Source organism: Kitasatospora sp. NPDC001261 (assembly GCF_042896795.1).
GTDB lineage: Bacteria > Actinomycetota > Actinomycetes > Streptomycetales > Streptomycetaceae > Kitasatospora.
In genome coordinates, this window is sequence record NZ_JBIAXP010000023.1 from 41985 (window position 1) to 67868 (window position 25884).

21 protein-coding genes are annotated in these 25884 nt (G+C 73.8%); 5 read left to right on the forward strand and 16 right to left on the reverse strand.

Annotated elements, in window-relative coordinates:
- Positions 1 to 14: 14 nt before the first annotated feature.
- From ACFY4B_RS28450 to ACFY4B_RS28480, 7 genes are all read right to left on the reverse strand, one after another.
- Entirely contained in the window at positions 15 to 1304 is a 1290-nt protein-coding gene (locus tag ACFY4B_RS28450) for a geranylgeranyl reductase family protein (protein WP_049651180.1), read from the reverse strand.
- 232 nt (positions 1305 to 1536) lie between these two features.
- On the reverse strand, positions 1537 to 2232 hold the full coding sequence (locus ACFY4B_RS28455; protein ID WP_049651181.1) for a demethylmenaquinone methyltransferase: 696 nt from the start codon (positions 2230 to 2232) through the stop codon (positions 1537 to 1539).
- Between the two features lie 157 nt (positions 2233 to 2389).
- On the reverse strand, positions 2390 to 2977 hold the full coding sequence (locus tag ACFY4B_RS28460) for a hypothetical protein (RefSeq protein WP_074005515.1): 588 nt from the start codon (positions 2975 to 2977) through the stop codon (positions 2390 to 2392).
- Between the two features lie 254 nt (positions 2978 to 3231).
- Entirely contained in the window at positions 3232 to 3960 is a 729-nt protein-coding gene (locus ACFY4B_RS28465; RefSeq protein ID WP_387972633.1) for a hypothetical protein, read from the reverse strand.
- Between the two features lie 121 nt (positions 3961 to 4081).
- Positions 4082 to 5302 (reverse strand): cyclic dehypoxanthinyl futalosine synthase, encoded by a 1221-nt coding sequence (mqnC, locus tag ACFY4B_RS28470; protein WP_049651178.1) that lies wholly within the window; start codon positions 5300 to 5302, stop codon positions 4082 to 4084.
- A gap of 137 nt (positions 5303 to 5439) precedes the next feature.
- On the reverse strand, positions 5440 to 7182 hold the full coding sequence (locus ACFY4B_RS28475; RefSeq protein ID WP_387972636.1) for a serine/threonine-protein kinase: 1743 nt from the start codon (positions 7180 to 7182) through the stop codon (positions 5440 to 5442).
- Positions 7183 to 7460: 278 nt separating this feature from the next.
- Positions 7461 to 8381 carry a menaquinone biosynthetic enzyme MqnA/MqnD family protein gene (locus ACFY4B_RS28480; protein WP_049655679.1) on the reverse strand — a complete coding sequence of 307 codons (921 nt, stop codon included), beginning with the start codon at positions 8379 to 8381 and terminating at the stop codon, positions 7461 to 7463.
- 486 nt (positions 8382 to 8867) lie between these two features.
- On the opposite strand from ACFY4B_RS28480, the gene ACFY4B_RS28485 reads away from it, so the two are divergent.
- Positions 8868 to 9071, forward strand: a complete 204-nt coding sequence (locus tag ACFY4B_RS28485; RefSeq protein WP_045692393.1) for a cold-shock protein — start codon at positions 8868 to 8870, stop codon at positions 9069 to 9071.
- A gap of 346 nt (positions 9072 to 9417) precedes the next feature.
- Here the strand turns inward: ACFY4B_RS28485 and ACFY4B_RS28490 are convergent, their stop codons facing one another.
- Positions 9418 to 10764, reverse strand: a complete 1347-nt coding sequence (locus tag ACFY4B_RS28490) for a dicarboxylate/amino acid:cation symporter (protein ID WP_049655677.1) — start codon at positions 10762 to 10764, stop codon at positions 9418 to 9420.
- 486 nt (positions 10765 to 11250) lie between these two features.
- Between ACFY4B_RS28490 and ACFY4B_RS28495 the strand changes: the two genes are divergently transcribed.
- Entirely contained in the window at positions 11251 to 12459 is a 1209-nt protein-coding gene (locus tag ACFY4B_RS28495) for an MFS transporter (protein ID WP_387972639.1), read from the forward strand.
- 97 nt (positions 12460 to 12556) lie between these two features.
- Here the strand turns inward: ACFY4B_RS28495 and ACFY4B_RS28500 are convergent, their stop codons facing one another.
- The 5 genes from ACFY4B_RS28500 to ACFY4B_RS28520 all read right to left on the reverse strand — a co-directional run bounded on the left by ACFY4B_RS28500 (position 12557) and on the right by ACFY4B_RS28520 (position 19715).
- On the reverse strand, positions 12557 to 15925 hold the full coding sequence (locus ACFY4B_RS28500; protein WP_387972642.1) for an SdrD B-like domain-containing protein: 3369 nt from the start codon (positions 15923 to 15925) through the stop codon (positions 12557 to 12559).
- A 222-nt stretch (positions 15926 to 16147) separates the two neighbouring features.
- Complete coding sequence (locus tag ACFY4B_RS28505) at positions 16148 to 17299, reverse strand: LacI family DNA-binding transcriptional regulator (RefSeq protein WP_387972645.1); 1152 nt, start codon at positions 17297 to 17299, stop codon at positions 16148 to 16150.
- Between the two features lie 29 nt (positions 17300 to 17328).
- Positions 17329 to 17673, reverse strand: a complete 345-nt coding sequence (locus ACFY4B_RS28510) for a DUF4229 domain-containing protein (protein WP_369808350.1) — start codon at positions 17671 to 17673, stop codon at positions 17329 to 17331.
- A 114-nt stretch (positions 17674 to 17787) separates the two neighbouring features.
- Complete coding sequence (locus tag ACFY4B_RS28515) at positions 17788 to 18318, reverse strand: GNAT family N-acetyltransferase (RefSeq protein WP_074005508.1); 531 nt, start codon at positions 18316 to 18318, stop codon at positions 17788 to 17790.
- A gap of 80 nt (positions 18319 to 18398) precedes the next feature.
- The gene (locus tag ACFY4B_RS28520; protein ID WP_387972648.1) at positions 18399 to 19715 is read right to left on the reverse strand and encodes an MFS transporter; all 1317 of its coding nucleotides are present in this window, start codon (positions 19713 to 19715) and stop codon (positions 18399 to 18401) included.
- 120 nt (positions 19716 to 19835) lie between these two features.
- Between ACFY4B_RS28520 and ACFY4B_RS28525 the strand changes: the two genes are divergently transcribed.
- Positions 19836 to 20882: a GlxA family transcriptional regulator gene (locus ACFY4B_RS28525; RefSeq protein WP_387972650.1), complete on the forward strand. Its 1047-nt coding sequence runs from the start codon at positions 19836 to 19838 to the stop codon at positions 20880 to 20882.
- A gap of 404 nt (positions 20883 to 21286) precedes the next feature.
- Here ACFY4B_RS28525 and ACFY4B_RS28530 read toward each other — a convergent pair whose 3' ends face one another.
- On the reverse strand, positions 21287 to 21760 hold the full coding sequence (locus ACFY4B_RS28530) for an anti-sigma regulatory factor (protein ID WP_049658191.1): 474 nt from the start codon (positions 21758 to 21760) through the stop codon (positions 21287 to 21289).
- Between the two features lie 678 nt (positions 21761 to 22438).
- Here ACFY4B_RS28530 and ACFY4B_RS28535 point away from each other — a divergent pair.
- A complete protein-coding gene (locus ACFY4B_RS28535) occupies positions 22439 to 23017 on the forward strand; it encodes an RNA polymerase sigma factor (RefSeq protein ID WP_074005505.1) in 579 nt (192 codons plus the stop codon).
- On the forward strand, positions 23014 to 24240 hold the full coding sequence (locus ACFY4B_RS28540; RefSeq protein WP_387972653.1) for a zf-HC2 domain-containing protein: 1227 nt from the start codon (positions 23014 to 23016) through the stop codon (positions 24238 to 24240). Before ACFY4B_RS28535 ends, ACFY4B_RS28540 begins: the two co-directional genes overlap by 4 nt.
- Before the next feature lie 33 nt (positions 24241 to 24273).
- Here ACFY4B_RS28540 and purU read toward each other — a convergent pair whose 3' ends face one another.
- Both purU and ACFY4B_RS28550 read right to left on the reverse strand, forming a co-directional pair.
- Positions 24274 to 25137, reverse strand: coding sequence for a formyltetrahydrofolate deformylase (purU, locus tag ACFY4B_RS28545; RefSeq protein WP_181970649.1), 864 nt, complete (start codon positions 25135 to 25137; stop codon positions 24274 to 24276).
- 141 nt (positions 25138 to 25278) lie between these two features.
- Entirely contained in the window at positions 25279 to 25794 is a 516-nt protein-coding gene (locus ACFY4B_RS28550) for a hypothetical protein (RefSeq protein WP_387972656.1), read from the reverse strand.
- Positions 25795 to 25884 lie beyond the last annotated feature (90 nt).

Here is a 25884-nt window from a genome sequence, read left to right on the forward strand (position 1 = left end):
CCAGGCACCAGCCGTCAGGCGTTCGGCGCGACCCTGGCGAGACCGTTGATCACGCGGTCCATCGCGTCGCCGCCCTGCGGGTCGGTGAGGTTGGCGAGCAGCTTGAGGGTGAAGCGCATCAGCATCGGGTGGGTGAGGCCGCGCTGGGTGGCGATCTGCATCACCTTGGGGTTGCCGATGAGCTTCACGAAGGCGCGGCCCAGCGTGTAGTAGCCGCCGTACACGTCCTTGAGGATGCGCGGGTAGGCCTGGAGGGCGCGCTCGCGGCCGCCGTCGGTGACCCGGGCGAGGGCCTGCACGATGACCCCGGCGGCGATCTGCCCGGATTCCATCGCGTAGGCGATGCCCTCGCCGTTGAACGGGTTGACCATGCCGCCCGCGTCGCCGACCAGCAGCAGGCCGCGGGTGTAGTGCGGCTGCCGGTTGAAGGCCATCGGCAGCGCGGCGCCGCGGATCGGCTCGGTCATGTTCTCGGGGGTGTAGCCCCACTCCTCCGGCATGTTGGCGCACCAGGCCTTGAGCACCTCGCGCCAGTCCAGCTCGCCGAACGCCGGCGAGGAGTTGAGGATGCCGAGGCCCACGTTGGAGGTGCCGTCGCCCATGCCGAAGACCCAGCCGTACCCGGGCAGCAGCTTGCGGTCGCCGTCGCGGGTGTCCCACAGCTCCAGCCAGGACTCCAGGTAGTCGTCGTCGTGGCGCGGCGAGGTGAAGTAGGTGCGGTAGGCGACGCCCATCGGGCGGTCCTCGCGCCGGTGCAGGCCCATGGCGAGCGAGAGCCGGGTGGAGTTGCCGTCGGCGGCGACCACCAGCGGGGCCCGGAAGGTGACCGGCCGCTTCTCGTCGCCGAGCTTGGCGGTGACGCCGACGATCCGGCCGGTGCGCTCGTCCAGGACCGGCCCGCTGACGTTGCAGCGCTCGTAGAGCCGCGCGCCGGCCTTCTCGGCCTGACGGGCGAGCAGCTCGTCGAAGTCGGCGCGCTTGCGCACCAGGCCGTAGTCGGGGAAGGAGGACAGCTCAGGCCAGTCCAGCTCCAGGCGGACGCCGCCGCCGATGATGCGCAGGCCCCTGTTGTGCAGCCAACCGTTCTCGGTGGAGACGTCGATGCCCATGTCCACCAGCTGCTTGGTGGCGCGCGGGGTCAGGCCGTCGCCGCACACCTTCTCGCGCGGGAAGGCGGTCTTCTCCAGCAGCAGCACGTCCAGCCCGGCCTGGGCCAGGTAGTACGCGGTGGTGGCGCCGGCCGGGCCCGCGCCGACCACGATGACGTCGGCCGTGCTCTCGACGGGGCTGTCCGGCTTCGTCAGATCGGCTGCGGTCTCGGACACGTGGACACACTCCTGGAACTGCGGCGGGGGACGGCGGCTTTGTCTCCGGCAGTCTAGTTCCGCTCACGCCACCGGATGCGCCCCCGCCCCCGACCTCCGGCTCCGCCCGTCAGCCCCGACCGCCAGCCCCGACCGCCCCAACCACCAACCCGAGCCGAGCAGCCGGGCAGCCGAGCGACCGGGCCGCGGGCCCGCCGAGCCCCGAGCCCGCCTACGCGATCTTGTACGCCCGGTGCAGCGCGACGATCCCGCCGGTCAGGTTCCGCCAGGCGACCTTCGACCAGCCGTTGTCCTGGAGCTTGGCGGCCAGCCCCGGCTGGTCCGGCCAGGCCCGGATGGACTCGGCGAGGTAGACGTACGCCTCCGGGTTGCTGCTGACGGCGGTCGCCACCGGCGGCAGCGCGCGCATCAGGTACTCGGTGTAGACCGTCCGGAACGGCGTCCAGGTCGGGGTGGAGAACTCGCAGATCACCAGCTTGCCGCCGGGCTTGGTGACCCGCTGCATCTCGCGCAGCGCCTCGTCGGTGTCCTGGACGTTGCGCAGCGCGAAGGAGATCGTCACCGAGTCGAAGGTGTCGTCCGCGAACGGCAGCCGGGTGGCGTCGCCGGCGGTGAGCGCCAGCTCGGGGTGGCGGCCCTTGCCCTCGGTGAGCATGCCGACCGAGAAGTCGCACGGGACGACCTTCGCCCCGGCCTCGGCGAAGGGCAGCGAGGAGGTGCCGGTGCCGGCCCCGAGGTCGAGCACGAGGTCCCCCGGCCCGGCGGCCACCGCCTCGGCCACCGCCCGGCGCCAGGCGCGGGCCTGGCCGAGGGAGAGCACGTCGTTGGTGCGGTCGTACTTGGCCGCGACGTCGTCGAACATGGCGGCGACTTCGTGCGGCTGCTTGTCCAGAGAGGCTCGGGTCACGCCCCCCATTGTTCACCCTCGCACGGACACCCCGACCAACGGGGCCGCGCCCACGGACCTCACCGGCCGCGCCCACGGACCTCACCGGCCTCACCCACGGACCTCACCGGCCGCCCCCCACGGTCCTCACCGGCCGGGCCGTACCCGCACGCCCCCGTCAGTGCTGGGCGCGCCGCCCGCCCGCGCGGCGCCGCCGCCGGGACCGCTTGCCGTGGGTTATCGCGGGCATCCCGTCCGCGAGCGCCCCCGCCGCCAGCGCGAGGTTGGCGGCCAGCGCCCCCTGCCCGCTGCGGACCGCGAGGGCCTTGTGGTGCCGACGGATGCGCAGCACGCAGATCACGAAGAACACGAGGGCCACCGGCACGCTGAACCGGGCCAGGCCCACGCCGACCGGCTGCGGGTAGGTGTCGCCGCAGATCCGTACCGCGCCCGGGTCGTCGGCGGCGTGCTCCAGGCAGACCGCGTCGCCGACCTTGGCGCTGTCCGAGAGCGGCAGCGCGGCCGCGGTGTGCGGCTCCCCGTCGGCCCGGTAGCTGACGGCGCTGTAGGTGCCGCCACCGGTCGGGAGCTGGGTGACGACCCCTTCGACTCTCACCGGGTGCGCCTCGATCCGGTCGGCCTGGTCGGCCTGGCGCCAACCCAGCAGGCACATGCCGACGGCCAGCACTGCGCTGAGCACGGCGGCGAGGTACCAACCACGGCCCATCCGCGGGGTGCGCGGCGGGGGAACGGTCGCGGTTCGCATGGTTCCTGTCCTGGCTTGCCTTCGGGGCCGGGGACACGGCCCCGCCACCCGCGGGCGCGGGCGGTGGTGTGGTGAGGGTACGGAGTGGGTGAGCTGTCCGGGATCGTATCCGCTGGCGGGCCCTCAGGTCACGATGAAGGGACAATCACTCTCCGGTACCGGCCCCGGAGTTCGGGTGCACACGAAGGAAGTCCCGTGCGCCACAAGGAAATCCGGCTACTGACGAGTACGTCACACTCGCCGTGACGCCCGTCTCAGCGTCGGCGGTACACCAACCGCCCGCCCAGCACCGTGGCCAGGCACCCGCCGGCCACCGGTTGCGCGCTCCCGTCCCCCGCGACCCCGGCCGTCGCGAACACCGCGAAGTCCGCCCGGCCCCCGACCGCCACCCGCCCGTACACGGCCTCGGCGAACGGCAGGACGGCCAGCGGGTCCAACGGCCGCGCGCCACCGTCCTGCGGCCCGCTGCCCTCCGGCCCGCCGTCCTGCGGCCCGCCGTCCACCCCGCCGGACGACACAGCGGACGCCACAGCGGACGACACGGCGGAACCGGGCAGCCCCACGACCCCCGACCGCGCCACCGCCGTCCGCACCGAGGCCCGCTCGAAGGGCCCGGCCACCGCCGTCACCCCGTACCCGAGCATCCGCTGCAGCCCCCGCCGGGCACTGGCCCCGCACCGCGCCTCGTCGGTGGACCCGGCCAGCCCGTCCGCCACCGGTTCGACGCCGACCTCCTCCCGCGGATCCGGGTGGTACGCGCGTTCCAACAGCCAGTGCCCGTACGGATTGCGCAGCCCGGGGGCGAGCACGGCCGCCCCCCAGTCCCGCACCCGCGCGCCCGGGTACCCGGTCGCCAGCTCCCCGTACGGCCCGACCGCCTCGACCAGCTCGCCACGCACCACCACCGCCCCGTCGGCGATGGACGGGGCGGTGGGATCGGCCGGGTCGGGCAGCACGAACGCCGCCCGGTGCAGAGTCAGCACAACAGCGCCTTCGACTTCGACAACAACGGCAAGTGCAACCGCAACGGCAACAGCGCCGACGCCGGCACCGCCATCAGCGGCACCGGCACCGGCACGACAAGAAAGGAGGAGGAACGAGGACTCAGTTGTCCAGGATCTTCAGCTCGGGGTGCGCGGTGCCGCCCTCGATCGCCGTGGAGGCGATGTGCGAGGCGACCCGCGGGTCGACCGGGTCGTTGGCCGGGTCGTCCAGCACCCGCAGGTGCTCGTACGTGGTCGAGCGCTGCGCCGGGACGCGGTCGGCGGCCCGGATGAGGTGGATCAGCTCGGTGAGGTTGGAGCGGTGCTTGGCGCCCGCCGCCGAGACGACGTTCTCCTCCAGCATCACGGACCCGAGGTCGTCCGCACCGTAGTGCAGCGACAGCTGGCCGGCCTCCTTGCCGGTGGTGAGCCAGGAGCCCTGGATGTGGGCGACGTTGTCGAGGAACAGGCGGGCGATCGCGATCATCCGCAGGTACTCGAAGACGGTGGCCTGGGTCGAGCCCTTCAGGTGGTTGTTCTGCGGCTGGTAGGTGTACGGGATGAAGGCCCGGAAGCCGCCGGTGCGGTCCTGCACGTCGCGGATCATCCGCAGGTGCTCGATCCGCTCGGCGTTGGTCTCGCCGGTGCCCATCAGCATGGTGGAGGTGGACTCCACGCCGAGGCCGTGGGCGATCTCCATGATCTCCAGCCAGCGCTCGCCGGACTCCTTCAGCGGGGCGATCGCCTTGCGCGGCCGCTCCGGCAGCAGCTCGGCGCCGGCGCCGGCGAAGGAGTCCAGGCCCGCCTTGTGGATCCGGGTGATGGCCTCCTCGACGGAGACGCCCGAGATCCGCGCCATGTGCTCGACCTCGGAGGCGCCCAGCGAGTGGATCACCAGCTGCGGGAAGTCGGCCTTGATCGCCGAGAACGCGCGCTCGTAGTACTCCACGCCGTAGTCCGGGTGGTGGCCGCCCTGGAACATGATCTGGGTGCCGCCCAGCTCGACCGTCTCGGCGCAGCGGCGCAGGATCTCGTCGAGCTCGCGGGACCAGCCCTTGTCGCTCTTCGGCGGCACGTAGAAGGCGCAGAACTTGCACGCCGTCACGCAGACGTTGGTGTAGTTGATGTTGCGCTCGATGATGTACGTCGCGATGTGCTCGGTACCCGCGTAGCGGCGGCGGCGCACCGCGTCGGCGGCGGAGCCGAGCGCGTGCAGCGGCGCGGAGCGGTAGAGCTCCAGCGCCTCCTCCGGGGTGATCCGGCCGCCGGCGGCGGCCCGGTCGAGCACGGCCTTCAGGTCGGTGCTGGACGCATCGAGGGTGGTCGCTGCGAGCTCGGTCACCTGGCGGCCTTCTCTCTCTCAAGTGCTACTCGGGTACGGCCGAACCAGCCTACGCCAGCACATTCCGCCGCCCGCGTCAGCCCGCTGAACAGCGCGTGGAGCACCCCGGACCACACCCGAGCAGCTCGGACCACGTCTCAGCCGTTCGCCCTGCGCATCGTGCCCGCCGGGTTCCCGGCCGGCGGGTCGGCGGAGGTGAACCGGACCGTCCCGTCGGACTGGAGGGTGAGCGTCTCCGCGTTGGAGCCGCCGGTGCAGGCGCCGGGGATCGAGGAGCGGACCAGCCGGGACTGGAACACCAGCGCGGTGGCGGAGGCCGACCTGAGCGTCCAGGCGCCCTCGCAGCTGATCGAGATCAGCCCGGAGGCCGCGTTGCGGCTGGTGGTGCTCTCCTGACCGATCGCCGCCGGACGGACGGTGAGCGTGGTGGTCCCGGCGGGCAGCCCCTTGTCGGTGACCATGTCCCCGCTCCAGGTGCCCAGGAAGGCGGCGGGCACCACGCTCGGCCCGCCCGTCCCCGGCGGCACCGCGCCCGGGGCGGACGGCGTCGCGCTCCCCGGAGCACCGGAGGCCGACGCCACCCCGGAGCCGAAGGCCCCGCTCGGCAGGACGGCCTGGCTCGGATCGACCGACACCTCCGGCAGCGGCCCCACCGTCGGCGACGGCCCCGAGGCCGCCGGTTCGGCCCGGTGCAGCCACTCGTACAGCCCGTACCCGCCGCCCCCGAGCACCGCGAGCGCCGCCACGGCCGCCGCGACCGCCACCCCGGTCCGGACCCGCCGCGGCCGCGCCCCCGCCGGCTCGTCCCAGACACCCGAGCACAGCGGCTGCCGATCCCCCTCGCCCTCCGACCCACCCCCGGATGCGACGGTCGGAGTCCGCACCACCCCGAGAGCACCCGCCTCCGGAGCCGGCTCCCCCGAAGCCCCCGGAATCCCCTCCGGGTCCGAGTCCGGGTCCAAGTCGAAGTCCAGGTCCAGGTCCAGGTCCAGCAGCCCCACCGCACTGCGCCCCACCCCCGCCGCCAGCTCCGCCGGCAGCCAGCCGCCGTGCGACAGCCGGGTGGCGGCCGTGCCGTCCGGGTCCAGCCGGTCGTGGAGCTGCCGCGGGGTGGGGCGAGCGGCCGGGTCCTTGGCCAGGCAGGCGAGGACGGTCCCCCGCAGCGGCTCGGGCAGTCCGGCCACGTCCGGTTCCTCGTGCAGCACCCGGTAGAGCAGCACGGCCGCGCTGACCCCCTCTCCGAAGGGGTGCACGCCGGACCCGGCGAAGGCGAGGACGGCGCCGAGCGAGAAGACGTCCCCGGCCGGCCCGACCGCCTGCCCGTTCGCCTGCTCGGGTGACATGAAGCCGGGCGAACCGACCACATAACCGGAACGGGTGAGGCCGCCGGCGGCGTCCAGTGCCCGGGCGATCCCGAAGTCGATCAGCCGGGGCCCGTCCAGGGTGAGCAGCACGTTGGAGGGTTTGACGTCCCGGTGCACCAGGCCGAGCCCGTGGACGTGGGCCAGCGCCCCGGTGAGTCCGACGCCGAGCGAGCGCACGGCCGGCTCGGGCAGCGGCCCGTACGTCCGGACGGCCTCGCCGAGCGCGGGGCCCGCCACGTAGCCGGTGGCGACCCAGGGCTGCCCGCCCTCGGTGTCGGCGTCCAGGACCGGCGCGGTCCACGCGCCGCCGACCCGCCGGGCGGCGGCCACCTCCTGCCGGAACCGGGCGCGGAACTCGGCGTCGTCCGCGAGTTCCGACCGCACCACCTTGACGGCGACGGTGCGCCCGCCGGCCGTCCGGCCGAGGTAGACCCGGCCCATCCCGCCCGCGCCGAGCCGCCGCAGCAGCCGGTAGCCGCCCACCTGGCGCGGATCGTCCGACCCCAGTGCCCGCATCCCCGTACGCTCCCTCGCCCGCTCGGCCACGCGCGCCGCCGACCGCCGACCGCCGGGGGCCGAGCGGCCACCCGGACGGCCGACCACCCGGGTCGGCCGTCCGGTCGGCCAGCCGACCGACCGTCAGCCGGACGCGCCTCGGGTGCAGACCGTACCGGGCCCGGGCAGGCCCCGCCCGGCCCGCGGACCGGAACGGGGCCAGGAGCCGGACCGCGCGCCCCCGGGGGGGGGCCGTCGTCACACTCCTGTCGCCCCGCGGGCGGGGGCGAGGACGGGCCCTACGACCCCAGCGGCAGCGCCGCCGGCTCCAGCAGCCGCACCGCGACGTCCGGGGCGAACCCGCTGTCGTGCGCGACCCGCCGGGCGAACTCCGTGACCCCGGCCAGCTGCCGCTCGCCGAGCGAGAAGTCGAGCGCCTCGCTGAAGTACCGCTCCAGCACGTCCGCCCCGATGGTCTCCCAGCGGGCGGCCTGCTCGGCGACCTTGGTGGCCTCCACCAACGACAGGTCGCGGGACTCCAGGAAGGCCCGGTGCACCGCGGCGGTCATCTCCGGGGCGCGCTCGGCGAACTCGCGCCGCACCGCCCAGACCGCGAAGACGAAGGGCAGTCCGGTCCACTCCTTCCACATCTCGCCGAGGTCGTGGACGGTCAGCCCGAGGTCGGCGGCCTGCCCGAGGTAGGCGCGCAGGGCCGGGTCGCCGATCAGGACGGCGGCGTCGGCCTCGGCGAGCATGGAGCCGAGGTCCGGCGGGCAGCTGAAGTAGTCCGGGCGCACGCCCTCGCGCTCCTCCAGGAGCAGCCGGGCGAGCCGTACGGAGGTGCGGCTGGTGGAGCCGAGGGCGACCCGGCGGCCGTCGAGGTCGGCGAGCGGCACCTTGCTCACGATCAGGCAGGACATCACCGGGCCGTCGCTGCCGACCGCGATGTCCGGCAGGACGAGCAGGTCCTCCGCGTTGCGCAGGTACTCCACGCAGGTGATGGGGCCGATGTCCAGGGCGCCGTCGACGAGCTGGTCGCTCAGCTTCTCCGGGGTGTCCTTGGTGAGATCCAGATCGAGCAGGTTGCCGGTCCTGGCGAGCCCCCAGTAGAGGGGGACGCAGTTCAGGAACTGGATGTGGCCGACCCGCGGCCTGACCGGGGTGTCCTGCCGGGGCTCCCGCGTCCGCGCGTCCGGTGTTCGTGCTTCCGGTGCTGCCACTGCGCCGCTCCCTTGCTGTTCGTGCCTCCCCGCAGCGTATGCCTGCTGTCGGCGGTGGCTCGCACCGGCCACCCGACACGCCTTCACGCACCGCCGGCGGGCCTTTCCGCGCCCGCCCCCACCCTGACGAACGGCCTGACGCACACCCTCCCGACCGGCCGACGGCCACCCGGCAACCGACCCGGCGAACACCCGCAACAGCCTTGCGCCCGGCCCCTGTGAGCGCCTCAGGACCGCCCTACGACACGCGCCTTCCACGCCGTAAGTGACCTCTGGTCGTCACAGCGGCCGCATGCTAGCGTTGCCCTCAGTTGCAGTTTGATTCCCCTTGCAGTACTTGAAGCCTGCGGAGCATGTAACCGCAGGCTTTTTGTAGTTTTTCAGCAATATCGAAAAATTTCGGACACGTCCGGAGGCAGGGCGATCAGCGCAGCGGACCGGGTGCCACACGGTGTGGCCCCCGACACGCCTCGCAAGGAGAACGGCATGGCCACGGGAACCGTCAAGTGGTTCAACGCTGAGAAGGGCTTCGGCTTCATCGCCCAGGAGGGCGGCGGCCCGGACGTCTTCGTCCACTACTCCGCCATCAACGCGAACGGCTTCCGTTCGCTGGAGGAGAACCAGGCGGTCACCTTCGACGTCACCCAGGGCCCGAAGGGCCCGCAGGCGGAGAACGTCACCGCTGTCTGACCATCCTCTGATGATCTGATCGCTCGTGGACCCCGACGGGTCCGCCGGCGGCTCCCGACAGCCGCCACCATGAGCACAAGAGCAGTACCCAAGGGGGCCCGCCCGTCCGGCGGGCCCCCTGCCTTTTTTCGAACGCCTTCCGGCCGAACTCCACTCGAACGTCACTCGAACATCGAACGGGTGGTTCGGGCCGGGAAGTTCGGGTGCGGAGAAAAGGAATGCGGAAAGGGCCCTCCCCCGTCACCGGGAGAGGGCCCTTTCCGTCCGGTCGATCGGACGTCCCCTCTGGCGTCCGATCGGGCATTCGGCCTCCGGCTGAGCGGCCGGACCGGAGGCCGAACGAGCCTCAGGCCGCGGCCGTGGCCGCTCCGCCCTGGGCGGCGACGACGGCCGGCTTGGCGTCCTCCTCGTACAGGTCCCCGGACGGGTTGTTGTACGCGGCGACGTCCAGGATCTTCTCCCGGGCGGCGACCACGATCGGCACGACGACCTGGCCGGCGACGTTGGTCGCGGTGCGCATCATGTCCAGGATCGGGTCGATGGCGAGCAGCAGGCCGACGCCCTCCAGCGGCAGGCCCAGGGTGGACAGGGTCAGCGTCAGCATGATGATCGCGCCGGTGAGGCCCGCGGTGGCGGCCGAGCCGACCACCGAGACGAAGGCGATCAGGATGTAGTCCTTGATGCCCAGCTCGATGTTGAAGACCTGGGCGACGAAGATCGCGGCGACGGCCGGGTAGATCGAGGCGCAGCCGTCCATCTTGGTGGTGGCGCCGAACGGCACGGAGAAGGACGCGTACTCGCTCGGGACGCCGAGGCGCTCGGTGACGCGGCGGGTGACCGGCAGGGTGCCGACCGAGGAGCGGGAGACGAAGGCCAGCTGGATGGCGGGCCAGGCGCCCTTGAAGAAGTGCAGCGGGTTGAGCCCGGCGGCGAAGCGCAGCACCAGCGAGTAGACGACGAACAGCACCAGCGCGCAGCCGAGGTAGATGTCCAGGGTCAGCGTGGCGAAGGGCTTGAGCAGGTCCCAGCCGTACTTGGCGACGGACTTGCCGATCAGGCCGAGGGTGCCGAGCGGGGAGAGCCGGATGACCCACCACAGGGCGGTCTGGGTCAGCTCCAGCACGGACTCGCTGAGCTTGAGGACCGGCTCGGCCTTGGCGCCGAGCTTGATGATCGCCGCGCCGACCACGACCGCCAGGAAGACGATCTGGAGCACGTTCACCTTGGCGAACGAGTCGACGATGTTGGTCGGGAAGATCCCGGTCAGGAAGTCGATCCAGGTGCCCTTGGAGTCGAGCGCCTTGAGGCCCTCGGTCTTCAGGTTGGTGCCCTCGCCCGGGTTGGTCAGCAGGCCCAGGCCGATGCCGATGCCGACCGAGATCAGCGAGGTGATCATGAACCAGAGCAGCGTGCGGGTGGCCAGGCGGGCCGCGTTGGTGACGTTGCGCAGGTTGGCGACGCTCACCACGATCGCGGTGAACACCAGCGGCGGGACGGCGACCTTGAGCAGCTGGACGAAGATCTTGCCGATCGTCTCCAGGGTGGTGGCCAGCCAGGAGATGTCGGCGGCGCGGGCCAGGTAGCCGAGGCCGACGCCGAGCACGAGGCCGGCGACGATCTGCACCCAGAAGGGCGTCTTGCGGATGCGGGCGAGCACGGACGGCGACGAGGTCGCCTCGGGCGCTGTGGACATGGGGGAGCGTCTCCGGGGGAGGGCGTTGCTGACGGTGAGGTGGGGGCGGAGCAGGCGGCACGGCGCGGGGCCGGACGAAGGGGTCGGCCCCCGGTCAGGGGCGTGCCGCCGCGGTACAGCTCGGGGCGGTACAGCGCATGGCGCGGCAACGGCCCATGGCGCGACAACGGCGCGGACTGTCCACAGCACCGGTCAGAGCACACGGGCGGGCGGCGCCGGGCAGCGGGCCCGGGCCGTGCATCCGCAGTGCGTCTGAGGCTGTCATGGCCGATACGTTAGCAGCAAAGGTTTGAGATGTTCAAAGTACTTGTTTGAGGTCACGGAGAGTTCCTGCCCACCCGAACCCCGCCGCGAACCCGCGCTCCGGACACGAACGAAGCTGACGCCCCATCAGATCGACTCGGTGGTCCGATTGACCGCTGAGCGGTTATACGTATAACTTTGGCGGCGTCCCCGCCCCTGCCTGCCCACCCGGAGAGGACGCCGATGGGCTACCTCGCCCTGCTCCGTGCCCCGCACGTCACCCGCCTGCTGTTCGGCACCCTGCTCGGCCGCCTGCCCGCCGGCATGACCGCCCTCGTCATCGCCCTCGCGCTGCGCGACGCCGGAGTGGCGTACGGCCGGGTCGGACTGGCCACCTCCTGCTACGCGATCGCCGCCGCCGTCGGCGGGCCGGTGCTCGGCCGGATCATCGACCGCACCGGACAGCCGCGCGTCCTGCTCGCCTCCGCCGTGGTGGCCGGCGGCGGGTACGCGCTGCTCGCCCTCGCCCCCGGCTCCGCGGTCGGCGCGCCGGTCGGGGCCGCGATCGCCGGCCTCGCCATGCCCCCGCTGGAACCCTGCCTGCGCTCGCTCTGGCCGGACGTGGTCGAGGAGAAGCAGCTCGACACCGCGTACGCCTTCGACTCCGCCTCCCAGCAGATCCTCTACGTGGCCGGCCCGCTGGCCGTCGCCGCCATCTCCGGACTGTTCAGCCCGGTCGCCGCGCTCTGGGTGGCCGCCGGACTCGGACTGGCCGGCGCGCTGATCGTGGCCACCACCGGACCCGCCCGGTCCTGGCGCGCCCCGGCCCGGGAACAGTCCGCCGGACTGCTCGGACCGCTGCGCTCCCCCGGGCTGGTGCTGCTGCTGGTCGGACTGGCCGGGGCCGGCTGGGCCGTCGGCGCGCAGAACGTGCTGTTCATCGCCTACGCCGAACGGAACGTCGGCGCGCTGCCCGGCGGCGGAGGCACCCTGCTCGCCCTGGCGGCGCTCGGCGGCCTGCTCGGCGCACTCGCCTACGGCGCCGTCAGCTGGCGGCAGACCACGGCCACCCGCACCTGGATGATGGCCCTCGCGATGGCCGCCTCCTACCTGCCGCTGATCGCCCTGCCCGGGCCGTACCCGATGGCCGCGCTGGCCTTCCTCTCCGGGATCATGCTGGCCCCGCTGCTGGCGGCGGCGTTCGTACTGGTCGCCGAACTGGCGCCGACCGGCACCGTCACCGAGGCCTTCGCCTGGCTGGTGACGCTGTTCGCCACCGGCAACTCGCTCGGCTACGCCGTCTCCGGCAAGCTCGCCGAGGACTCGCTGCGCCCGGTGGCGCTGTGCGCGGTGGGCGGCATCGCGCTCGGCGGGCTGCTGCTGTTCGGCGCCCGGCGCTGGTTCCACCCGGCGCCGGCCGCCCCCGCCGAGCAGCCCGTCCCGGTGGGCTGACCCGCCCCCACGAACGACCGCGCCCGCCGGTGGTCTGGCCGGCGGGCGCGGTCTTGTCCTTCCTGTCCTTCACCTACGGGTGATCAGCCACGACCGGTCAGCTGTGGCGGCCCCGACGGCGCCGGGCGACCACCGTGAACAGCACGCCGAGGCCCAGGGCAGCGGCGCCGAGAGCGGCCGGCAGCAGACCGGGCCCACCGGTGTGCGGCAGCTCGCCGCCGCCCCGGTCCGGGGACGGCCGCTGCGGATCCTGCGACGGCGCGCCGGGCTCACCCGTGCTCGGGGGCTCGCTCGACGACGGGCCGTTCGAGGGGCCGTCCGACGGACCGCCGGTGGGGCCGCCCGACGGCGAGGTCGTGTCCGTCGGTGCCGGCGAACCGGTGGGCGTACTCGTGGGCGAACCCGTGGGGGACGGCGAGTTCGTCGGAGTCGGCGACGAGGTCGGAGACGGGGAACCGGTCGGCGTCGGCGAACCCGTCGGAGTCGCAGTCGGAGTAGGCGTAGGCGTCGGAGTCGGCGTCGGCTCGTCCGCCGGCACCAGCCCCAGGTCCAGGCTCAGGTCCCGGGCCCCGCCCGACAGCCGTACGGTCTGGGTGGTCCCGGTGGCCGGGTCGGCGTCCGAGTCCCGCGCCGGGTCCTTCCCCGCGTGCCGCGTGGTGGCCCTGGCGCCCGCCGGAGCGGTCGTCAGGTCGAAGCGCACCGCGTACTCCCCGTCCGGCAGCTTGTCGAACAGGTAGTTCCCGTCCGCGTCCGTCACCGTGGTGACCGGCTTGCCCAGCTTGTCCCGGACCGGCTGTCCGGTCCCGTCCAGCAGCTCGACCCGGACGCCGGGGACCCCGTTCTCGCCGGGGTCCTGGACGCCGTTGCCGTCGCGGTCGGCCCAGACGTGGTCGCCGAGCGCGTTGTCCGGCGGCGCGGGCGCCTGGACGCCGACGCCGACCTTGGCGGGCTCGGCCGGCAGCAGCGGGCTGCCGGTGGAGTCGGTGGCGGTGTAGGCGAAGCTGTTCCACGCGAAGTCGGCGTTGCCGGCGTCCACCGAGGCGACCATCGGCCAGGTCAGGGTGAACAGTCCGCCGGACGGCAGGGTGCCCGGCCGGCTGACCTTGAACCAGGTGGTGTTGCCCGGCCCGGGGAAGTCGGTGCTCCACTTCGCGTTCGCGTCGCACGGCCCGGGCACGGTGATCGGCCCGGTCGGGCAGGGGTTCGGCGAGGTGGTGTACTCGATCGCCACGGTCGGGTCGCTGGAGGTCAGCGGCCGGGTGAGCGAGGGCGTCCAGGCGGAGCCGCGCGGGACGTCCGGGCGCAGCAGGTAGGAGTCGCCGGGGGTGGGCAGCTTGTCGTACGCGACGAAGTCGGTGACCGGGTCCGGCGAGTCGTTGCGGACGGTCAGCCGGTAGGAGAGGCCGCCGCCGGGCGTGGTGGTGCCGGTGGTGGCGTAGTCCTGGTCGAGGTCGCCCTTGACCTCCTTGAAGGAGCGCAGCACGGCCGGGACCTGCACCTCGACCCGGGAGGAGGCGTGGCACATGGTCTCGGTGGTGTTGCCGTCGCCGTCGAGGTCGTGGGTGTCCGGGACACCGCTGTCGGTGCCGAAGTAGGAGCAGGCGACGGGTTCCCCGGCGCCCTCGGTGGTGACGTACGCGTCGTTGGTGATGGTCCCGGGCCTGGCGCTGCCGGCCACCTGGACGTCGATCAGGGTGCGGTAGGCCCGGTGGTCGTTGAGGTAGGTCATGTCGGGCGCGCCGACCGGCCAGGTCAGCTTGAGCAGTTGGCGGCCGTCCGGTCCGGGCAGCACCTGGACGGAGCTCGGGGCGACGGACTCCGGGTAGCCGGGGTCGCGCCGGGCGCTGCCGTCCTGGTAGACGAGGCCGGGCGGCAGCAGGTCGTACATCACCAGCGGGGTGCCCAGGGTGCGGCCGGTGCGGTTGTACGGGGTGAGCTGGAAGGTCGCGATGCCGCCGGGGGCGAGGACCTCGCCGGAGACGGTGGTCTTGGCGGCGCCCAGGTTGGTGGCGGCGGAGACGGTGGTGTCGGCGCAGGCGTTCGCCGAGGCGGTGGCGCCGGCCGCGTCGGTGCCGGTGACGTCCACGCAGTTGTGCAGCGGGCCGGGGGCGGTGCGGCCGTCGTGGCCGGGGGTGACCACCTGGGAGAGCACCTGGACGGCGTTGCCGGGGCTCCAGCCGGTGGGGACGGGGCCGTTCCACTCGAAGCGCAGCCCGTCGAGCCGGCGGCCGGCCGGGAGGCCGAGCACGTCGTTCGCCGGGTTCCCGGCGCCTTCGGCGAAGGTGATCCGGCGGCTGCCCGAACCGTCGAACGGCTTGCCGGGGGTGAAGGTCCGCCAGGTCGGGTCGCCGTCGAGCCGGTACTGGAGGGTGAGGCCGATGGTGGCGGGGTTCCAGGCCTCCAGCTGGATGGACTGGGGGATCAGCCAGTTGTAGAGGCCGGTGGTGGTGCCGCCGCCCGGGTCGGTCATCACCAGGCGGGTGACGGGGCCGGCGGTGTTGACGGCGTGGAGGCTGAAGGAGGCGATGTCGCCGGAGACCACCTGGTCCTGCCAGACCTTGGAGGCGGTGACCTGGATGCCGGTGGTCGGCGGCTGGAAGACCGGGGACACGGCGGTGGCGTCGGACAGGTCGCGCATGCCCTCGGGGCCGAGCGGGTCGCCCTGCAGGACCACCGAGTTGGTGGAGGTGGTGCCGCTGGGGAACGCCGGGTCGGGGTAGTTGACGACCAGGACGCCGGGGTTGCGGCAGCCGGCCTGGCCGTTGCCGGCCCGGAAGGCGCCGATGTCGAACACCCAGCGGTCGGGGTTGCCCGGGTCCTGGGTCCAGCCGGGCGAGCGGCCGGTGTCGACGACGGCGCCGGGCGGCAGGGTGTCGACCAGCCGGCTCGCGTCCAGGTCGACGTTGGGGACGCCGCTGGTGGAGCAGGCGCTGAACTGGTAGGTGACCGAGCGGCCGTCCTGGCTGCTGGTCTGGACGCCCTTGGTGACCTTGTAGTCGGGCTGGACGACGGCGCCGGTGGTGGCGGAGCCGGACTGCTCGGGCTCGCCGTCGGCGGTCAGGGTGGCCGAGTTGACGGCCTTGGTGCCGTTGGGGGTGGTGAAGTTGGGGAACCTGAGGACGACCTTGACGGTCGCGGTGGTCCCCGGGGTGAGGGTGAGGAGCCTGATGTCGAGGGTGCCGCCGACGGTGCCGGCCGCCGGGACGGTCGAGCCCGCGACGTCGACGGTGCTCGCGTCCGGGGTCCAGCCGACGAACTCCATCCCGGCCGGGAGGGTGTCGGTGATCCGGCCGTTGGCGCAGTCGGTGACGGAGCAGGTGTAGCGCAGGGTGTAGGTGACGTTCTCGCCGGGCGCCGCCGTCGGCTTGTCCACCGTCTTGGTGAAGCCGACGGCCGCCTGGGCGGTCGGGACGGTGAGGGTGCCGGTGAGCAGCGTGCCCGCGAAGAGGCCCAGGGCGGTGGCCATCCGGCCCGCCTTGGACGAGGGTGAGGGTATTGATCGGAGCGTCCGCATCCTGGAATCTCACCCTCTGTTAATCCGAATGGAGGTACGGCGCGAGAGTAAATGAGGATTATTCACCCGATTGGAGCAATTCTGAACGCGTCCGAGGGGCTTCTGTGAGCCACCTGAGGGCCATACGGGGGCAATCCGGACGGAGCGGCGCCACCCAGCGGTGACGGACCGTGATCAGACCGTCGAAGCCGAACCGGCCGGCGCCGTGGAGGCGCGCAGCACCAGCGAGGTCGCCAGCGGCGCGACCGGCGCCACCCGCTCCCCGCGCAGCAGGGCCGCCAGCGCGGCCGCGCCCGCCCGGCCCAGCTCCTCGCCCGGCAGGTCGACGGTGGTCAGCGGCGGGGCGAGCAGCGCGGCCACCGCGACGTTGTCCATGCCGACCACCGACAGGTCCTCCGGCACCCGCAACCCAAGCTCCGCGGCGGCCTGGTAGACCCCGGAGGCGACCACGTCGTCGTCGCAGAGCACCGCGCGCGGCCGGTCCGCCCGCTCCAGCAGCCGGCCCGCGACGGCCCGCGCGGCCCGATGTCCGTCGTTCAGACTCACGCCCAACTCCACCACCTCCAGGCCGAGTTCACGGACGGCCTGCTCGAAGGCGGCCTGCCGGACCCGGAAGGTGTACGCGGAGTGGCTGGAGCGCAGCCGGCCGATCCTGCGGTGGCCGAGCGCGGCCAGGTGCTCGACCGCGGCGCGCATCCCGCCGGCCACGTCGAGTTCGACGGTCGGACGCGCCCGGTCGGTGCCGGGGTCGGCGTCCAGGAAGACGGCGGGGGTGTCGGCGGGCAGCTCGCCGAGCTGGCTGTCGTCCGGGGAGCAGATCAGCAGGCCGTCGAAGCGGCCCGCGGTGGCGGCCTCGGCGAGGGTGGCGCTGCCCCAGCCGGAGCTGACCACGACGGCCAGGCCGTTGCGGCCGGCCTCCTCGTGGACGCCCTCCAGCACCCGGCCGAAGAACGGGCCCTGGAGGTTCGGCACGGCCAGCAGGATCATCCCGCTGCGGCCGAGCCGCAGCTGCCGGCCGGCCGCCTGCGGGCGGTACCCGAGGCTGCGGGCGGCCTCCCGGACCCGCTCCCGGGTCGCCTCGGAGACCCGTCGGCCGGCCTCGGCGCCGGAGAAGACCAGGGAGACGGTGGCCTGGGAGACCCCGGCGAGCCGGGCCACGTCCCGGCCGGTGGGCCGGCGGACGGGGGCCGGCCAGGTGCCGAGAGCCGCCTCGACGGACGGCTGCCCGGCGGACGGCCGCTCAGCGGAAGACGGCTCGGACGGCTCGGCGGAAGGCGGCTCAGCGGAAGGCGGCTCGGACGGCACGGAGTCTCGGGTGGCGGGCACGGCGGCTGCGCTCGCGGGCGGGGCCGGGGTCAGCTCTGGCCGGCGGTGGCCGCGCGGGCGGCGTCGTCGGCGGCGTCCTCCTCCGCGTTCTGCGCGGCGATCCGCTCGGCGGTACGGCTGCGCATCCCGGAGACCTTGCCGCTGATCTGCTCGGACATCGCGTCGCGCTGCCTGCCCAGCAGCGCGTAGCTGAGCGGCGCGGAGGCGACCGCGGCCAGCAGGAAGAGGAAGATCATGCCGGCCTCACCGCTGACCGGGATGACCTGGAAGTGCCCGAGCAGCAGGGCCACCAGCAGGCAGCCGAGGAAGATGCTGACCCGCATGGAGGTGTAGCGGAGCGTGGCGTGCGACTTCTCCGGGCCGTTGCTGGTCACTCGACACATCCTTCTTCGTTGCGCTGGGGCCGGTCCTCCAGTCAAGCATGCCTGACAGCCGGAACGGGGCACGGGGCACCCGGTCCGGCCCGGACGGCCCGACCGGGGCCGGCGTCAGCGCAGGTCGAGCCACATGGTGATGTCGTCCCGGTCGTCCCCGGGGGCGACCCGGATCGCGGCCGGCACCCGGCCGACCTCCCGGTAGCCGCTGCGGGCGTAGAACCGCTCCAGCCCCTGGCCGCCGCGCGCGGTGAGCCGCAGCGACTCCAGGCCCCACTCCCGGGCCACCCGCTCGGCCTCGGCGAGCAGCCGGGCGCCGTGGCCGAGGCCCTGGAAGTCGGGGTGCACCATGACCCGCTTGAGCATCCGCCAGTGCTCCATGAGGTCGAAGCGCATCGACTCGAAGAACAGCACGCCGACCAGCCGGCCCGTCCCGCTCTCGTGGGCGACCAGCAACCGGTCCGGACCGTCCGGCGCGATCCCGGCGAACTGGTGGTCGGCGGTGTCCCAGACCTCCTCCTCGGTGACCGGCGCCACGAAGCCGACCGCCCCGCCGGCGTTGGTGACGTCGACCCACAGCCGGACGATGTCCGTCCGCAGGTCCGGGTCGGGCTTCGGGTCCAGGGTGAAGGTCAGGGCGGCCATGGACCGGAGCCTAGACCTCCGGTACGACAACCCCGCCGGGAGCACCGGCCGTCACCGGAGCCCACCGGGGGCACCGGCCGTCACGGCAGCGCCGGCACCGCCCGGTCGGTCCGCCCGGTGCGCAGCGCCAGGCAGAGCCCGACCGCGACCGCGCACAGCCCGCCGGCCCCGTACCAGGTGAGGTCGTAGTTGCCGAGCGCGTCGCGGGCCAGTCCGGCCAGTCCGGCGACGACGGCCGCGCCGATCTGGTGGGCGGCGAGCACCCAGCCGAAGACGATCGGGGCGTCCCCGCCGAAGTGCCGGCGGCACAGCGCGACGGTCGGCGGCACGGTGGCCACCCAGTCCAGCCCGTAGAAGATCACGAAGGCGAGGATCGGCGGCTGGAGCGTGCCGGCCATCAGCTGCGGCAGCAGGAGCAGGGACAGGCCGCGCAGCCCGTAGTAGACGGTGAGCAGCAGCCGGGAGTCGACCCGGTCGGTGAACCAGCCGCTGGCCACGGTGCCGACCACGTCGAAGACGCCGATCAGGGCGAGCAGGCTCGCGGCGGTGGTGACCGGCATGCCGTGGTCGTGCGCGGCCGGGATGAAGTGGGTGCCGACCAGGCCGGCGGTGGTGGCGCCGCAGATCGCGAAGGAGCCGGCCAGCAGCCAGAACGCCCGGGTGCGGGCGGCGTCCCGGAGCACCTTCAGCGAGCGGGTCAGGGCGCGGCCCTCGGTCACCGGCGCGGGCGGGTCCTCGGTCGCGCCGTACGGGAGCAGGCCGACGTCGGCGGGCCGCTCGCGCATCAGCAGCAGGACCGGGACGGCGACGGCGCTGGCGGCGAGCGAGACCACGACCACGGCCGAGCGCCAGCCGTGCTGCTCGACCAGCCAGGCGCCGACCGGCAGGAAGACCAGGTTCCCGGCGGCCCCGGCGGCGGTCAGCACCCCGGTGACCAGGCCCTGCCTGGCCTGGAACCAGCGGCCGGTGATGGTGGTGGCGAAGGCGCCGGCCATCGAGCCGCTGCCGAGGCCGACCAGCACGCCCCAGCAGAGCACCAGTTGCCAGGGCTCGCGCATCAGCATGGTCAGCCCGGCGCCGACCGAGATGGTCAGCAGCGCGCAGACCACCACCAGGCGCACCCCGAAACGGTCCATCAGGGCGGCGGCGAACGGGGCGGTGAGGCCGTAGAGCGTCAGGTTGACGGAGGTGGCGCTGGAGATCGTCCCGAGCGACCAGCCGAACTCGTTGTGCAGGGCGTCCATCATCAGGCTCGGCGTGGAGCGGAAGCCGGCCGAGCCGAGCAGGACGAGCAGGGAGACGGCGGCCACCACCCAGGCGTAGTGCACCCGGGGGCGCTTGGCCGGGGCGGGCGGTCCGGAGCGGGAGGCGGGGGCGAGGACACGGCGTTCGGTCACGCGAACGAGTGTTCCGGGCCGCCCGGCGCCGGACGAGTGGCCTGAATGACAGCTTTCGCAAGAATCGGGCCAAGGTCCGACGTAGGCTGGCCCGGACCCACCGACATCCGAGGGGACGGCATGGCACACCTGGTCGCGGTACTCGCCCTGGAGGGCGTGATCGCCTTCGAACTCGGCATCCCCGCCCGCATCTTCGGCGGCGCCAAGGACCCGGCCGGGCGGCCGCTGTACGAGGTGGCCACCTGCACCCTGGACGGGCGGCCCGTCGCCACCAGCGCCGACTTCCGGATCGTCGTCGACCACGGGCCCGAACTGCTGGAGCGGGCCGACACCGTGGTGATCCCGGCCTCCGCCGACTCCAGCCCGGCCGTCGCCGACACCTGCTTCACCCCGGCACTGGCCGCCGCGCTGGCCCGGATCCGGCCCGGCACCCGGCTGATGTCGATCTGCACCGGCTCCTTCGTGCTCGCCGCCGCCGGCCTGCTGGACGGCCGCCCGGCCACCACCCACTGGCGCTACACCGAGCGCTTCGCCCAGCTGTTCCCCCGGGTGCGGCTGGACCCCGACGTGCTCTACACCGACGACGGCGACGTCCTCACCTCCGGCGGGGTGGCCGCCGGGGTGGACCTCTGCCTGCACGTGGTGCGCCGCGACCACGGCAGCGCGGTGGCCAACGCGGTGGCCCGCAACTGCCTGGTGCCGCCGTGGCGTGAGGGCGGCCAGAAGCAGTACGTGGAGGCCCCGAGCCCGGTGGACCCCGGCGACAGCGGCACCGCCGCGGTGCGCGCCTGGGCGCTGGAGCACCTCGACCGGCCGCTGGTGCTGCGGCAGCTCGCCGACCGGGCGGGGATGAGCGTACGGACCTTCACCCGGCGCTTCCGGGAGGAGACCGGGGCCAGCCCCGGCCAGTGGATCACCACCCAGCGCACCGAGCGGGCCCGCCAGTTGCTGGAGCGGACCGACCTGACGATCGACCAGGTCGCCCGGGAGTCCGGCTTCGGCACCGCCGCCTCGCTGCGGCTCCAGCTGCGCGGCCGGCTCGACGTCGCGCCGAGCGCCTACCGGCGCACCTTCCGCGCCCTTCCCGAAAGCAGCGCCCTCCCCGAGAGCGGCACCGGCCACGGGAGCCCCGCCGTCGCCGAAAGTCCTGTCCGGCGGGCTTCCTGAGCGAAGTCTGGGAACGGGCCGCCCGGTGGCCGGATCCCGTCGCACGGGGGCGACGCATTGGATGGCGGCAGGCCGAGCGCACTGCGAGCGCGACACGGCAGGCCGCCATCCAACCGCGGCGCGCGAGCCCTGAGTCCGCGCCACACCCTCCGCACTCGCCGAGGAGCGGCCCGTGGCCGACCGTCCGCGATCCCCCCTGCTGGCACGAATCCCCTGGACAGCAGCACCGCGACGGTGGACGAACGTCCCCTCGGCGTCCCCTCGCAACGGAGCGCCGCACCCAAGAGTGATCAGTCGGATACGTCACGTCAATGGGTAGTCCGAAATTCGGAATGGTTGCGTCACCTTTCGGCCGGTGATCAGCACCGGTGATCGGCACCCGCGGACGGCCGCCGCGAAAGCCGCTATTGCGCCAAAGCCGCCCAGTCCACATCGGCCAGCGGCTCGGTCGGCCGGGCGTCGCTGCCGATCTCGCACCAGACCCGCTTGCCCGAGCCGTCCGGGTACCAGCCCCAGCGCTCGCAGAGCAGCTCGACCAGCTCCAGGCCGCGCCCGTTGGTCGCGTCCTCGTCCGCGCCCGCGTGCCGCGGGGCCGGGGGGGCCTGGCTCGCGTCGGCGACCTCCACCCGCAGCGGGGCGGCCGGGCCGCCCTCCTGCGGGCCGTCGGCCACCGGCAGACAGAGCCGCAGCACGGCCGGACAACCGGTGTGCACCACGGCGTTGGTCACCAGCTCCGAGACCACCAGCACCACCGTCTCGGCCATCGGCGCGTCCGGGTCCACCCCGTGGTTCAGCAGCCGCGAGCGCACCCACCGGCGGGCCCGACCGACCTCGGCGGGGTCAGCCTGCACCGCCAGCTGTACCTGAAGAACCTGCACCGCTCCACCACCCGCACTCGCAGTTCGGCTGAGTCCCGGTCGGGCCGGACCGGCCGGCGGGCCCGAGCCCGTCGCCCGGTGCCGCCCGAGCCGTGCCCGGGCGCCCGCGCGATCCGTTCGCCCGCGCCCGTTCGTCCGCGCCGTCTCGTCGGTCGGGCACCGGCCGCGACACGAATACGCCTCAGGATGGGCGGGGGGACGGAACGCAGCAAGCGCTTCGGGCATATTCCGGCGATCGGGCGACAGCGCGGTGCATACTGTCCCGCTCACGCTCGCGAGCCTCGTACCGGTGATCGTCCGACCCGGGCCGACCTGCCGGTCCCGCGGTCGGGAACCTACCGCCGCGCGCCCCGGGCGCCCCGCCCGCCACTCGCGAACCACCCGTGCGGCGCGTGTCCGACGGTGCTCGTACGGCGGCGCCGACGGACGCCCCCGCCGACCCTGCCGTCACATCGACCGACCGTCGCACCATCCGACGGTCCGGTCCAGGAGGACGGCGGCCCGGTCCCGGAGGACGACGGTCCGGCCCCGGGGTCGGCGGCCCGGACCGGGGAGCACGTCCAGGAGGACGGCGATCCGTGGGGAACGGTTCCGTTCTTGCCGGAATCGCCCCCGGCGCCACCCGGCCGCGGGATACCGTTGGGTACGCCAGCGAACCCGTCAGGAGGGTGGTTCCCGATGGCCACCCCGGAGCGGACCCCGCGCTGGGACGAGCAGTTGCAGCGCCGCCTCGCCCGCGGCGAGGAGACGGCGCTCGGCGAACTCTACGACCAGCTCGCGCCGATGGTGCACGGCCTGGCCGGGCGGATACTGGCCGACCAGGCCGCCGCCACCCAGCTCACCCGGGAGGTCTTCGCCCACGTCTGGGAGCACCCCGAGGACTTCGACCCCGCCCGGGGCTCGCTGCGCTCCTGGCTCGGCGCGCTGACCCACCACCGCGCGGTCGAACGGCTGCGGGCGCGGCGGGCCGCCGACCGCGGACCGGGCGCGGAGGCCGAGATCCGCGCCGTGGCCACCGCCGCGCGGATGCAGTACGTGGTCGACTCCCTGCCCCAACCCCTGCGTGAGACCATCGCGGTGACCTACTACGACGGTCGCACCTACCACGAGACGGCCCGGCTGCTCGGCATCAGCGAACAGGTCGCCAAGCAGCGGATGCGGCTCGGTCTGGAGCTGCTGGCCACCGAACTGGCCGAGGAGCGCGCCCGCCAGGACGGAGCCGGGGACGGAATCGGGCACGGGGACGGGGAGACGTGAGCAGCACTGAGGAGCAGCACGACGCCCTGCGCTCGCTGCTCGGCGCGTGGGCCCTCGGCGCCTGCCCGGCCCGCGAGGCGGCCGAGTTGGAGCAGCACCTGCGCGACTGCCGGGAGTGCGCCGAGGAGGCGGCCCGGCTGCGCGAGGCGGCCGGCTGGCTCTCCCTGGACGAGCCGCTGGACCAGCCCGGCTCGCTGCGCCAGCAGGTGCTCGACTGGTGCCTGGCCCGTCGCCCGGCCGAACTGCCCGTCCCCGCCTGGGGGATGCCGTACACGGCGGAGACCGCCAAGCTCGACGCGCTGCTGCGCGACCTCGGCCCGGAGGAGTGGCAGGAGGTGGCCGAACTGCCCTGGCACGGCGGCACCGAGTGGCTGCGCCCGGCCGAGGTGCTCGGCCACCTGACCGCGGTGGACGGCTTCCTGGCGCTGGCGCTCGGTCTGCCCGACCCGGTGCCGGCCGCCCCGGGCCTGCCCGCCGCGCGGATCGGGCGGCGGGTGCCGCCGCAGGAGCCGGCCGCCGGTCCGGCGGTGCCGCGCGTCCCGGCGCAGGGCGGTCCGTACGCCGCGATCACCGCGCGCACCGCCCGGCTGGTCGCCAACCAGCGCGGTCTGGCACCGCAGTCGGTGCGCTCCCGCTGGCGGCGGCAGGCCCACGACCTGGTGCGCGGGGCCGCGCTCCGACCGCAGGGCAACACCCCGGTCGACTACGGCTTCGCGGTGCTGCCGCTGCGCGACGCCTTCGTGGACCGCGCCTTCGAGTGCTTCGTGCACGGCGAGGACGTGGCCCGGGCGGTCGCCTACCCGTACGACCCGCCGGCGCCGCAGCACCTGCGGCAGATGGTGGAGCTGGTGGTCCGGCTGCTCCCCCGGGCGCTGGCCGGGCTGCGCGCGGCCCGCCCCGAGTTCGCCGGGGTGCCGGCCGCGCCGGTGGGCGGGGTCAAGGCGGCCCGGCGGGTGCGGCTGATGGTCGACGGCCCGGCGGGCGGCGAGTGGCTGGTCCCCCTCGACGGCGACGGCCTCCGCACCGACGGCTCCGACAGCACCGACGGCAGAGCCGGCAGAGACGGCACCGAGCCGGTGGCCTCGATGGTGCTGGACGGCCTGGAGCTGTGCCAGCTGGCCGCGGCGCACCGCGACCCGGACCGGCTGCCGGTCGGCACCCACGGCGACCGGGCCGCCGTCCGCGAGGTGCTGCACGCGCTCCCGCTGCTCTCCAGGCCGTAGCAGGCCCCAGGGCCCCGGCCCCGGCCCCGCGCCTCAGGCGAAGACGACCGTCCGGGTCCCGTCCAGCAGCACCCGGTGCTCGCTGTGCCACTTCACCGCGCGGGCCAGCGCCTGGCACTCGACGTCCCGGCCGAGCGCGACCAGCTGGTCGGGGCTGACGTCGTGGGTGACCCGGGCGACCTCCTGCTCGATGATCGGGCCCTCGTCCAGGTCGGCGGTGACGTAGTGGGCGGTGGCGCCGATCAGCTTCACGCCGCGCGCGTGCGCCTGGTGGTACGGCTTGGCGCCCTTGAAGCTCGGCAGGAAGGAGTGGTGGATGTTGATCACGCGGCCGGACAGCGCGGTGCACAGCTGGTCGGAGAGCACCTGCATGTAGCGGGCCAGCACGACCAGTTCGACGTTCTCCTCGGCGACCAGGTCGAGCAGCCGCTGCTCGGCCTCGGCCTTGGTGTCCTTGGTGACCGGGATGTGGTGGAACGGGACCCCGTAGCTCTCGGTCAGGTCCTTCAGGTCGGTGTGGTTGGAGACCACCGCGGCGATCTCCACCGGCAGGGCGCCGATCCGGGTGCGGTAGAGCAGGTCGTTCAGGCAGTGCCCGAACTTGCTGACCATGAGCACGATCCGCATCCGCTGCTCGGTCGGGTGGATCTGCCAGTCCATGCCGAAGGAGGCGCCGATCGCGGCGAAGCTGGCCCGCAGCTTGTCGGCGGTGACCGGCTCGGGGGCGGAGAAGTGCACCCGCATGAAGAAGAGCCCGCTGTCGCCGTCCCCGAACTGCTGGCTGTCGATGATGTTGCAGCCGGTCATGAAGAGGTAGCTGGAGACAGCGTGGACGATGCCCTGCTTGTCGGGGCAGGACAGCGTGAGGACGTACTGGGCGCCGGCCGGCTGCTGCACTGGGGGTATCCCGTTCTAGGTCGTGACGTGCGTGGACGGTCCAGCGTGTCACATCCCGGACATGCGCCGTCCCGCTGCCCGTACTGCGGGACGGCTGCTGCCGCGGGGCGGCTGCTACCGCGGGACGGCGGCGCCCGGCGGTCAGACCCGGGTGAGGATGCGCAGCACGTCCAACGACTTCGGCGGCGCGTCCGGGTCGTCCCCGTCGCCCACGGCCATCGCGACGTGCGCCTCGCGGGCGGCCCGGACGGTCTCCGGCCAGCCGGGGTGGCCGAGGTAGGCCGAGGCCGGCGCGTCCGCACCGACCTCGTGCAGCATCTGCACGGCCCGCAGCACCGCGACGTCCACCAGTGTGGCCTCGGCGGCGTCGCGGAAGATCGTCCCGACGTACTTCTCGGCCGACCAGTGGTCCAGCCAGGTGTCCTCGACCAGCCGGTAGACGGCGTCGGTCACGTCGCCGTACCCCTCCCGGCCGGTCAGCCAGGCCTCGTGCTGGAAACCGGGGTCGGACAGCATGTGCAGCGCCGAGCGCATTCGGGCTCGCCAGCGCCACCAGGGCAGGTCGTTGAGCGGCATGCCGCCCATCGTGCTGGAGCGGTGGCCCGGACGAGAAGGGTTTCGGGTGGACCGATACGAAGAATCTGTGCTGGCGGACATGGTGAACGATCGTACGTTCCCCGTCTGTTCGTGCTCCACTCGCGATCTACACGCGTACCGCCCCGGATTTCGGCGTCCGTTTGCCGTCCG

Coding starts and splice junctions, on each gene's coding strand:
- ACFY4B_RS28550 (WP_387972656.1), bottom strand. CDS start 25,794: ATGTCCGCCAGCACAGATTCTTCGTATCGGTCCACCCGAAACCCTTCT.
- ACFY4B_RS28495 (WP_387972639.1), top strand. CDS start 11,251: ATGGGCTACCTCGCCCTGCTCCGTGCCCCGCACGTCACCCGCCTGCTG.
- ACFY4B_RS28490 (WP_049655677.1), bottom strand. CDS start 10,764: ATGTCCACAGCGCCCGAGGCGACCTCGTCGCCGTCCGTGCTCGCCCGC.
- ACFY4B_RS28475 (WP_387972636.1), bottom strand. CDS start 7,182: ATGCGGGCACTGGGGTCGGACGATCCGCGCCAGGTGGGCGGCTACCGG.
- ACFY4B_RS28485 (WP_045692393.1), top strand. CDS start 8,868: ATGGCCACGGGAACCGTCAAGTGGTTCAACGCTGAGAAGGGCTTCGGC.
- ACFY4B_RS28515 (WP_074005508.1), bottom strand. CDS start 18,318: ATGGCCGCCCTGACCTTCACCCTGGACCCGAAGCCCGACCCGGACCTG.
- ACFY4B_RS28525 (WP_387972650.1), top strand. CDS start 19,836: ATGGCACACCTGGTCGCGGTACTCGCCCTGGAGGGCGTGATCGCCTTC.
- ACFY4B_RS28500 (WP_387972642.1), bottom strand. CDS start 15,925: ATGGCCACCGCCCTGGGCCTCTTCGCGGGCACGCTGCTCACCGGCACC.
- ACFY4B_RS28535 (WP_074005505.1), top strand. CDS start 22,439: ATGGCCACCCCGGAGCGGACCCCGCGCTGGGACGAGCAGTTGCAGCGC.
- ACFY4B_RS28460 (WP_074005515.1), bottom strand. CDS start 2,977: ATGCGAACCGCGACCGTTCCCCCGCCGCGCACCCCGCGGATGGGCCGT.